The organism is Devosia sp. 67-54 (assembly GCF_001899075.1).
GTDB lineage: Bacteria > Pseudomonadota > Alphaproteobacteria > Rhizobiales > Devosiaceae > Devosia_A.
In genome coordinates, this window is record NZ_MKVA01000011.1 from 802,647 (window position 1) to 811,768 (window position 9,122).

The 9,122-nt window shown below is 68.1% G+C and carries 13 protein-coding genes; 3 read left to right on the forward strand and 10 right to left on the reverse strand.

Annotated features, from left to right (window positions below):
• Positions 1 to 9: 9 nt before the first annotated feature.
• The 6 genes from BGO82_RS20765 to dapD form a co-directional block, all read right to left on the reverse strand.
• On the reverse strand, positions 10 to 549 hold the full coding sequence (locus BGO82_RS20765; protein WP_291307527.1) for a hypothetical protein: 540 nt from the start codon (positions 547 to 549) through the stop codon (positions 10 to 12).
• On the reverse strand, positions 546 to 1,706 hold the full coding sequence (gene dapE / locus BGO82_RS20770; protein ID WP_291307528.1) for a succinyl-diaminopimelate desuccinylase: 1,161 nt from the start codon (positions 1,704 to 1,706) through the stop codon (positions 546 to 548). Before dapE ends, BGO82_RS20765 begins: the two co-directional genes overlap by 4 nt.
• Before the next feature lie 31 nt (positions 1,707 to 1,737).
• Complete coding sequence (locus tag BGO82_RS20775) at positions 1,738 to 2,280, reverse strand: DUF805 domain-containing protein (protein ID WP_291307529.1); 543 nt, start codon at positions 2,278 to 2,280, stop codon at positions 1,738 to 1,740.
• A gap of 133 nt (positions 2,281 to 2,413) precedes the next feature.
• Positions 2,414 to 2,815, reverse strand: a complete 402-nt coding sequence (locus BGO82_RS20780) for a DUF805 domain-containing protein (protein WP_291307530.1) — start codon at positions 2,813 to 2,815, stop codon at positions 2,414 to 2,416.
• A gap of 110 nt (positions 2,816 to 2,925) precedes the next feature.
• Positions 2,926 to 3,411, reverse strand: coding sequence for a DUF805 domain-containing protein (locus tag BGO82_RS20785; RefSeq protein WP_291307531.1), 486 nt, complete (start codon positions 3,409 to 3,411; stop codon positions 2,926 to 2,928).
• 54 nt (positions 3,412 to 3,465) lie between these two features.
• Positions 3,466 to 4,308 carry a 2,3,4,5-tetrahydropyridine-2,6-dicarboxylate N-succinyltransferase gene (gene dapD / locus BGO82_RS20790; protein ID WP_291307532.1) on the reverse strand — a complete coding sequence of 281 codons (843 nt, stop codon included), beginning with the start codon at positions 4,306 to 4,308 and terminating at the stop codon, positions 3,466 to 3,468.
• Between the two features lie 134 nt (positions 4,309 to 4,442).
• Here dapD and BGO82_RS20795 point away from each other — a divergent pair, with 134 nt between their 5' ends.
• Positions 4,443 to 5,300 carry an LOG family protein gene (locus BGO82_RS20795; RefSeq protein ID WP_291307533.1) on the forward strand — a complete coding sequence of 286 codons (858 nt, stop codon included), beginning with the start codon at positions 4,443 to 4,445 and terminating at the stop codon, positions 5,298 to 5,300.
• Positions 5,301 to 5,348: 48 nt separating this feature from the next.
• On the opposite strand, the gene BGO82_RS20800 is transcribed toward BGO82_RS20795, so the two are convergent.
• The 4 genes from BGO82_RS20800 to BGO82_RS20815 form a co-directional block, all read right to left on the reverse strand.
• The gene (locus tag BGO82_RS20800) at positions 5,349 to 6,050 is read right to left on the reverse strand and encodes a pyrimidine 5'-nucleotidase (RefSeq protein ID WP_291307534.1); all 702 of its coding nucleotides are present in this window, start codon (positions 6,048 to 6,050) and stop codon (positions 5,349 to 5,351) included.
• A 60-nt stretch (positions 6,051 to 6,110) separates the two neighbouring features.
• Positions 6,111 to 6,419 (reverse strand): DUF3175 domain-containing protein, encoded by a 309-nt coding sequence (locus BGO82_RS20805; RefSeq protein ID WP_291307535.1) that lies wholly within the window; start codon positions 6,417 to 6,419, stop codon positions 6,111 to 6,113.
• On the reverse strand, positions 6,416 to 6,616 hold the full coding sequence (locus BGO82_RS20810) for a hypothetical protein (RefSeq protein ID WP_291307536.1): 201 nt from the start codon (positions 6,614 to 6,616) through the stop codon (positions 6,416 to 6,418). The genes BGO82_RS20805 and BGO82_RS20810 overlap by 4 nt, the downstream gene beginning before the upstream one ends.
• A gap of 108 nt (positions 6,617 to 6,724) precedes the next feature.
• Positions 6,725 to 6,973: a hypothetical protein gene (locus tag BGO82_RS20815; protein WP_291307537.1), complete on the reverse strand. Its 249-nt coding sequence runs from the start codon at positions 6,971 to 6,973 to the stop codon at positions 6,725 to 6,727.
• On the opposite strand from BGO82_RS20815, the gene BGO82_RS20820 reads away from it, so the two are divergent.
• Together BGO82_RS20820 and BGO82_RS20825 are read left to right on the forward strand one after the other, a co-directional pair.
• Entirely contained in the window at positions 6,972 to 7,271 is a 300-nt protein-coding gene (locus BGO82_RS20820; protein ID WP_291307538.1) for a hypothetical protein, read from the forward strand. The two genes, BGO82_RS20815 and BGO82_RS20820, sit on opposite strands and share 2 nt — an antisense overlap.
• 295 nt (positions 7,272 to 7,566) lie before the next feature.
• The gene (locus tag BGO82_RS20825) at positions 7,567 to 9,078 is read left to right on the forward strand and encodes a DHA2 family efflux MFS transporter permease subunit (RefSeq protein WP_291307539.1); all 1,512 of its coding nucleotides are present in this window, start codon (positions 7,567 to 7,569) and stop codon (positions 9,076 to 9,078) included.
• The last annotated feature ends 44 nt before the right edge of the window (positions 9,079 to 9,122 follow it).

Genomic DNA, 9,122 nt, shown 5'->3' on the forward strand with positions numbered 1-9,122 from the left:
GAGGACTCGTCAGGCGGACGGAAACAGCAGAAGCAGCATGTAGAGGGCGTTGGGCACAACCACAAGCACCAACACGCAAACTCCTGCCACCGCCAGCGCCGCCATGGGCTTCAGCCCGCACAGCACCTGCCCGGCCCGCCCGATCAGCAGCGCCACCAGCAGCAGCACCACGACGCCGAGCACCGCACTGAGCAGTTGCAGCGGGATCGACACCACGAACATGTAGGCGAGCAGATAGGTGGTCGGCACCAGCAGCGTCAGGGTCGGCGTCTCGGCCCTGAGCCAGCGCAGCGCCTGGCGCAGGCCGAGACCGAGCAGCGCCAGCGTGACCAGCTCGGCGACGATGCCGAACAGCAATTGCGTCGTCGGCGGCACCCCGACCACGATCGATTGCACCACCAGCGACAGCAGGATCGCCACCACGAACCAGCCGACCGCCACCGCGAGGCCGGGGCGGCTGAGCACGAAGCGTTGCGCGGCGGTGCCCCTGCCGGCCACGATCTCCGACCAGCCGGCGAACGAGTCCCTGAGCTCGCCGAAAGCGTTCACGCCGGCGCGCCGAAATAGCGCCTGAGGAAGGCCGCGTAGAGCGCCGTCAGCGCCCGCACATCGGCCAGCGGTACGCACTCGTCCGCCTTGTGCATGGTCGGGCCGGGCAGCCCGCACTCCGCCACCGGGCAATATTGCGCGATGAAACGCGCGTCCGACGTGCCGCCGCCGGTCGACATCTCGGGCGCGGCGCCGGTTTCGGCGGTGATCGCCGCGACCAGCATTTCGACGCCGCCGCCGAGCGGCGACAGGAACGAGCGCGACGGCACGCCGACCACCTCGAAGCCGATGCGCGTGCCCTCGTCGTCCTGCCCCTCGATCGCCTCGCGGATCGAGGCTTCGAGGCTCTCGGGCGTCCATCTGTCGTTGTAGCGCACGTTGAAGCGCAGCGTCGCCGCTGCTGGAATGACGTTCGCTACGCTGTTGCCGACGTCGAACGAGGTGAATTCGAGATTCGAGGCGGGAAAATGCTCGCTGCCGTCGTCCAGCGTGCCGCTCAGCACCTCGACCAGATGCGCCGCCACCGGCAGCGGGTTGAGCGCCTTGTGCGGATAGGCCACGTGCCCCTGCACGCCCTCGACCACGATGCGGCCGTTGAGCGAGCCGCGCCGCCCGATCTTGATCGAGTCGCCGACGCGCGCGGTGGCGCTCGGCTCGCCGACGATGGCGAAGTCGAAGACGTGCCCCTCGGCCGCTGCCCACTCCATGATGCGGGCGGTGCCGTTGACGCCGTCGGCCTCCTCGTCATTGGTGATGGCGAGCGAGATATGCGCCTCCGGCGGGGCGGCAGCGAGCGCCGCGACGAACGCCGCGATGCCCGATTTCATGTCTACCGCGCCGCGCCCGTAGAGCACGTCGCCGGCGATCTCGGCGCCGAACGGCTCGTGCGTCCACAGCCCCCGCTCGCCCGGCGGCACCACGTCGGTGTGGCCGTTGAACAGAAGGTGCGGGCCGGTGCTGCCGCGCGTCGCGAACAGATTGTCGACCGGGTAGGAGCCGTTGCCCTCGAAGCTGAGCCGCGTTACGGCAAAGCCGAGCGGCGCCAGCGCCTGGTCGAGCACGTCGAAAACGCCGGCCTCGGTGGGTGTCACCGAGGCGCAGCGGATCAGATCCTGGAGCAGGCGGACGGGATCGGCCGCCGAAGATGTCGAAGCCATGTCCCGTCCTTAACCCAATCCCGGCGGGGCGTCAGCCCTGCAGCGGGTCGGGGCCGTAATTGTTCGGGCCGGCCGTGCCCTTGAGGAAGCCCAGCACCACCAGCAGATAGAGGCCGAAAATGCCGACGATGACGCTCAGCCCCATGGTGATCGGGCCCGGCACCGGAATCTGCGTGCCGCCCACATCCATCGTCGACATGCCGATGCCCAGCGCCGAGACCAGCTGCATGATCGCCACCAGCACGAAATACACCCACACGTCGTAGCCGTTGTTGTTGCGGTCGTGCCGGCGCTTGATCGAGATCGCCGCCGACGGATAGAGGAACACCAGGAACATCACGAGGCCGACCCAGCCGGCCTTCGACTGCGCGGCGGCGACGGTGCTGGCGACATCGGCGGCGGTGGTGTTGGCACCGATCGCCGGCATTTGCGGCATCAGCCCGAGCCCGATGATCGGCAGGATCAGGAGCGAGATGATGAGGCTGATGATCACCAGGATGATCACCCCGACCCACCAGCGCTGGCGATTGAGCCGACCCTCGAATCCGGTGAAGCTGGACATAATGTTGTTCATTGTTTCCCTCGTGCAGTGAAAGCGGACGCGACCCCCCGCGTAACCGCTGCCCGTGGGAAGCCTTACTAGAGTCGCGTTCGCTCGGCCAGACGGCCCGAATCACTGTGCAGAGGTTTGCGCAGGCTATGCCCGCCTAGCGGGTGCCGTAGGCGTTCTGGCCCTCGTCGCCGCCCAGAAAGCCGAGCTCGATGAACAGCCACAGCCCGCCGATCACCGGCACGAAGCCGATCAGCGACCACCAGCCGGACTTGTTCCGGTCGTGCCAGCGCTTCGCGTAGAGCGCGTAGATCGGGTAGAGGAACAGCACCGCCACGATCAGCACCGGATAGACCACGTGCAGCAGCACCGCCTGCGACACCGTCCCGGCGTCGTGGTCGAAGGCCGCGAGGTCCGCGAAGCTGCCGTGCGACAGGCGCAGCAGCAGGGCGATGGCGCCCAGCTCGGCCAGCAGCAGGCCCAGCGTTCCGAGCCAGTAGGCGGTGCGGCCGATGCGGCCGCGATAGGACAGGAACAGGAAGTCGAGATAGCCGATCATGTGAAAGCCCCCTCGAAACGATAGGGGCAGTTCACCACCGGCGGATGAAGAAAGCCGCGCCAACTGCGATGCGAATTGCGGCGCCGGCGTTAAGCCGCCGCTAACCGCCGTCAGTCGGCCCGGGGCGACGGCCCGTAGCGGTTGTCACCCTTGCTGCCGGGCAGCAGCGCCAGCATCACCACCAGATAGAGCCCGCAAAGGCCGGCCACCGCCGCCACCGCGACCGGCGGAATGGGCGCCACCGGCGCCAGCACGGTGCTGAGATAGGCCGCCTCGAGCAGCAGCAGGGCGATGAACGCATCGACGCCGCTGCGCCCGCGGTCGTGCCGGCGGCGGATGGCGAGATCCATGAGCGCCAGCAGCAGCACCACGCTGCCGGCGAGCGCCACCCAATGGTTCGGCACGGTCAGCGCGGTGGCGCCCATCTGCCGGGTCTCCTTGAGCCCGGCGAAGGTCAGCCCGATCTCGATCAGGCCGATGATCAGCACATAGCCCACGGTGTGCCCGATGAACCGCGCCCGCCCGATGCGCGCCGCGTTCGCCTGCTCCCGCCATGTCGGCTTCGGGGCCTCGACCCCCTCGAGCGCATTGGTCATCCGCGCCTCCCGCTGCAATGTTTGCGCAGCCGGCGCGCGAGTGCAAGCCACCCCTCAGTCGCGCAGCAATTCGTTGATCGAGGTCTTGCTGCGGGTCTGCTCGTCGACGCGCTTGACGATCACCGCGCAGTAGAGACTCGGCCCCGGCTGCCCGTTCGGCAGCGGCTTGCCCGGCAGCGAGCCCGAGACCACCACCGAATAGGGCGGCACCTTGCCGATGAACACCTCGCCGGTGGCGCGGTCGACGATCTTGGTGGAGGCCCCGATGAACACGCCCATCGACAGCACCGAGCCTTCGCCCACCACCACGCCCTCGACCACCTCGGAGCGCGCGCCGATGAAGCAATTGTCCTCGATGATGGTGGGGCCGGCCTGCATCGGCTCGAGCACGCCGCCGATGCCGACGCCGCCCGACAGATGCACGTTCCTGCCGATCTGCGCGCAGCTCCCGACGGTGACCCAGGTGTCGACCATCGTGCCTTCGTCGACATAGGCCCCGACATTGACGAAGCTCGGCATCAGGATGACGTTCTTGGCGACATAGGCCGAGTGGCGCGCGATGGCGCCGGGCACGGCGCGGAATCCGGCCTCGCGGTAGCGGCTTTCGGTCCAGCCGGCCGCCTTGAGCGGCACCTTGTCCCAGAAATTGCTGCCGGCCGGGCCGTTCATCAGCGTGTTGTCGTTGAGCCGGAAGCTCAAGAGCACCGCCTTCTTCAGCCACTGGTTGACGTGCCACTGGCCCGGCGACGTCCGTTCGGCCACCCGCGCCTTGCCGCTGTCGAGCAGATTGAGGGCGGTCGCCACCGCCTCGCGCACCGCGCCCGTGGTCGCGGTCGATATTTCGGCCCGCGCCTCCCAGGCGTCGTTGATGGTCTTTTCGAGCGCGGCGTCGGCCATTTTTCTCGTCCTCTGGCTGGTTGCGGCGTCATCGCAAGCCTTTGCCGTCAAGTCAACGCGAGCTGCGGCGCCGCCGTCTTGCATCGATCCTTAACGTCGGCTGATTAGGCTCGATTCCTCGATCGGAGTACCCCATGGCCTCTCGCCGCCGCGCCGCCCACACGCCGCTCAGAACCTCCAAGCAGGACATCGCCGCCCTGAAACGCGCGCCGCAGACGCCGCAGACCGCCTCGGCCGCCTATCGGCTCGCCTATACCGACGAGGAGTTCATCACCTCCGACGACACGCGCGGCATCCGCTTCCAGCTCGAATATCTGAAGCCCGAGCTGCGCCTGCAGCAGCGCGGCATCACCTCGACCGTCGTGCTGTTCGGCGGCGCCCGCATTCCCGAACCCGGCAAGCCCGCCTGGGCGGCGCGCAACGAGGTGCAGAAGAAAAACCTCGAGCTCGCCTCGAAATATTACGACGAGGCGCGGCGCTTCGCCCAATACGCCTCGCTCACCTCCGAGGCGCTCGGCTACAAGGAATATGTCGTGGTCACCGGCGGCGGCCCCGGCGTCATGGAGGCCGGCAACCGCGGCGCCGCCGACGTCGGCGCGCCCTCCATCGGCTTCAACATCGTGCTGCCGCACGAGCAGGCGCCCAACACCTTCATCACCCCCGAGCTCTGCTTCAACTTCCACTATTTCGCCACGCGCAAGATTCACTTCCTGCTGCGCGCCAAGGCCGTCGCCATCTTCCCCGGCGGTTTCGGCACGCTCGACGAGTTCTTCGAGACGCTGACCCTCATCCAGACCGGGCGGATGGAGCGCGTGCCGCTGCTGTTGTTTGGAATCGAGTTCTGGAACAACGTCATCAACTTCGACGCGCTCGCCCAGGCCGGCACCATCTCGCCCGAGGACCCGAAGCTGTTCACCGTCGTCGACAGCGCCGAGGATGGCTGGTCGGTGGTGCGCGACTTCTACAAGCTGCCGAAGGTGGAGCTGCGCTAGATCAGGCCCGTTTGCGTTTGAACGGGTGCACCTCCACCCGATCCCGGGTCACAGCACCTGCTTGAGGAACCCGGCCAGATCGTCGGTGGTGTGGTGGATGTGCGGGCCGCTGCCGCGGCCGAGCTCCCAGCTGTCCACCTGCTCGTGCGCCCAGTCTTCCGGCGCCACCACATGCACCGTGACCATGCCGGTTTCGTGCGGCACCAGCAGGTTCTTTTCGAGGTCGTCGAACATCGCCGCCCGCCGCGCGTCGATGCCGTGCGCTGCAAAGAAGCTCTGATACGCCTCGGGCAGCGGCTTGGGTTTGAACCCCATGGCGCGGATGTCGAAGATGCCGGCGAACAGCCCGGCCGCGCCGACCCGCTCGAGCACCGCTTCGGCATGGCCGACATCGCCATTGGTGAGGATGAACTTGCGGCCGGGCAGGGCGCCCAGCGCCGCCGCCAGCCCCGGATGCGCCGGCACGCCCGAATAGTCGATGGCGTGCACGGTCCTGAGGAAATGGTCGGGATCGACCCCGTGATGCAGCATCAGCCCGTGCAGCGTCGTGCCGTGGTCGCGGTAATAGTCTTTCTGCAGCGCCCGCGCCTCGGCATAGGGCAGGCCGGTCACCGTCACCATGTAGTCGCTGATCAGCAGGTCGATCTGCGCGAACAGATTGCATTCGCGCGGGTAGAGCGTGTTGTCGAGGTCGAACACCCAGTCGGTGACATGGGCGAAGGCTGGGGCCGTTCCGGCAAGGCTCGTCATGGCCCCATTCTGCCAGAACCCGGCCGGCGAAGCATCGATTCGTTTTGCCCGCGCGGACGGCTAATCGTCGCGATGGAAGACCTGGCGCAATTCGTCCTTGGCCGCCTCCAGCACCCGCTTGCGCTCCGCGCTCAGATTGTGCCCGGCGCGGTTGATGTAGAAGGTCAGCATCGACATCGCCGACTGGTAGGGTTCGCTCCTGCGCCGGTGCGACGCCTCGGCCGAGCGCTTCAGCGACAGCGCGATCCTGTGCGGATCGTCGAGCTCGAACACGCCCTTCTCGAGGTCCATCGCATCCGAGTGCTCGGTGACCTCCTGCGACCATTTCCGGCCATGCGCCTTGCGATCGTGCTGCGCCGCCGGGCTCATTGTCCGTCTCCCGCGGTGGCGCTGGTGTCGTCCGGCCGCGGCTGGTCGGCCATTTCCTGGTGGCTCTTCTGGTTGAAGCCGCCGGTGACCTGCGAGTCCGGCGCGTCCTTGTCCCGCTTCAGCGGGCGCGAATTGGTGATCTTGCGGCTGATCTCGGCCGCCTTTTCCTTGCTCGGGGGCAGTGTGGTGGTCGGCATGATCCGGTCCCTCCGTTGCGTCTCACCAAAACGCCGGCGCCCCTGCATTGGTTTCCGCCGGACCTCCGGGCCAGATGGTCCGGAGGCAGCGGTGCGATGGTTCCGGCCTTACTTGACGACGACGGTGAGCGAGGTGCCGTCCAGCATGTAGCCGACCACCTGCTTGCCGTCGTAGCCGGCGGCCTTGATCGCCGCCGTCACCGCCGCGTTGGTGCCGATCGTCGCCTGTGCCGTCGGATCGATGGCGGCGAGGTCGCCAAGGCCCGAGCAATCGTCGACCGAAAACACCGTCACAGTCGTCACCGCGGCCAAAGCCGCCGCGTCGACCGGCGCCACCGAGACGCTGGCCGGCGACATGGTGCTGCAATCGGTGCCGCCGGCGGCGGAGCTTGCACTCATCGACGCGGAGGTCGACGCCTCCGCCGAGGCAGAGGCGCTGGCGTCGGGCATGCTGGCCGATGCGCTGGCGCCGGCGTCGGGCGCGCTGGCGGAGGCGCTGACGCCGGTGTCCGGCAGGCTGGCCGAAACGCTGGCGCCGACGTCGCCGCTGGCCGACGCGCTGATGCTCTGGGCGATGGCCGGGGCGGACAGGGTGCAGGCGGCAAGCAGCAGCGCTGCGAGCGAATATCTGGGCATGGGAGTCTCCTCTCTTTGAGTTTGCTTCCCGCTTGCAACATTCGGCGGCCCCCGCAGTTGCGCCACCTGCCAAACATAAATTCGGGCCCCGGACGGAACTGCGGGCTGCGTGGAAAGTTTGCGTCAACTTGCGGGGGTCGCCTGCGGCTGCGGGCGAACGGCCGGAGTTTTGCCGGCCATTCATCCTGACAAAAACTGTCAGCGGGCGCGGCTAATGCTCGGCCTCGCCATCGTCATCCGGCGGCATGCTGCAGGTTTGTCGAAACGCCGGCATCCCTCGCGTCATCCGGGTGACAAGACCACGGAGCCTTTCCATGACTGCCACTTTCCACATGCCGCAGAGCAAGGCGGAGGCCGATCCGCGCCGCTGGCTCGCCCTTGCCGTGTTGCTGATCGCCAGCTTCATGAACCTGGTCGACGTGACCATCGTCAACGTCGCCATTCCCTCGATGCAGCAGAACCTCGGCGCCGACGCCAGCCAGATCGAGTGGGTGATCGCCGCCTACGTGCTGGCGTTCGCCCTGGGGCTGCTGCCCTTCGGCCGGCTCGGCGACATCGTCGGCCGCACCCGCATGTTCCTCCTCGGCGTCAGCGCCTTTTCCGCGGCGTCGGCCTTCTGCGGCCTCGCCCCGTCGATCGAGTGGCTGATCGCCGCGCGCACCCTGCAGGGGCTGGCCGGCGCGATGATGACGCCGCAGGTGCTCGCCATCGCCACCGTCACCTTCCCGCCCGAAGAGCGCGGCCAGTCGTTCTCGCTGTTCGGCCTCGCCTCGGGCCTTGCCGCGGTGGCCGGCCCGATCGTCGGCGGCCTGCTGATCGGCGCCGATCTGTGGGGCCTCGACTGGCGGCCGATCTTTCTGGTCAACGTCCCCGTGGGCATTCTCGCGGTCGTGCTCGGCTGGTTCATCATCCCGCGTCCGCCGGGCCATCCCGGGCTGCGCAACGACTATGTCGGCATTGGCCTGTTCGGCGCCGCCATGCTGGCCCTGGTCTATCCGCTGATCGAGGGCCGCAGCTACGGCTGGGCCTGGTGGATCTGGGCGATGATGGGCGTCGCCGCCATGCTGCTGGCGCTGTTCGTCCTGTGGGAGCGGCGCATGGCGTGGCTCGGCCGGCCGCAATTGCTCAACTACAGCCTGATCACCAACGGCAATTTCCTGCTCGGCGCCGGCATCACCACCATCTTCGCCTCGGGCATTCCCGGCTTCTTCATGGTCGTCTCGATCATGCTGCAGGTGGGCTTCGGCCTCACCCCGATCGAATCGGGCCTGACCAACACGCCGTTCTCGGTGGGCGTGCTGCTGATCTCGCTGGTCGCCGGACGCTTCGGCTCGGCCTATCTGCGCACCCGCGTGGCGCTCGCCGCCGCCATGCTGGTCGTCGGCATCGCCTGGCTGCATGTCATCATCGCGCGGCTCGGCGACAGCATCGACCAATGGTCCTTCCTGCCGCCGCTGCTGCTCGCCGGACTCGGCCTCGGGCTCGGCTTCTCGGCCCTGTTCCAGACGGTGCTCAATGGCATCCCGCCGCGCGATGCCGGCGCCGCCGCCGGCTCGCTGCAGGCGTTCCAGCAGGTCGGCGGCTCGATCGGCGTGGCGTTGGTCGGCCAGATCTTCTTTGCCAGCCTCGGCGACATCGGCACCCTGTTCCGGACCGGTCCGGCAGCCGTACACGCGGCGTTCGCCAGCTCCGCCGCCGCCGCCACCTGGTACCAGATCGTCAGCTTCGCCCTGGTCGTCGCCCTGATCTTCCTGCTGCGGCCACGCGACTCCGCCACCAGCAGCCGCGCCCCGGCGCGCGGCGCGCCGCTGGCGCTCGAGGCCTGAGCAAAAACAAGGGCGCCCACGGGCGCCCTTTCCACTCGGAGCTG